Consider the following 253-nt stretch of genomic DNA (forward strand, 5'->3'; position numbering starts at 1 on the left):
GGCTCACTCCAAGCTGCGTAGCTGCTCGTTCGGCCCCGAACTGCGGGTGGGTGAACTGCCCCGCCACCTGGACGGCATCAGCCGGATTCGTCGCGACGGCCAGGTGATCTGGGAAAAGGCCTTCCTCAGCGGTGAGGACAACATGTGCCACTCTCTGGACAACCTGGAGTATCACCACTTCAAGTACGCCCAGTTCCTGCGCCCGGGCGATGTGCACATTCATTTCTTCGGCACGGCGACCTTGTCGTTCGCC

Annotated in this window: 1 pseudogene; it reads left to right on the plus strand. The window is 62.1% G+C overall.

Going from position 1 to position 253, the window contains the following annotated elements:
• A pseudogene (locus SB756_RS32725) lies at positions 1 to 253 on the plus strand (FAH family protein); the annotation flags it as partial.

The sequence above is a fragment of the Pseudomonas sp. SIMBA_068 genome, from assembly GCF_046534705.1.
Classification (GTDB): domain Bacteria; phylum Pseudomonadota; class Gammaproteobacteria; order Pseudomonadales; family Pseudomonadaceae; genus Aquipseudomonas; species Aquipseudomonas putida.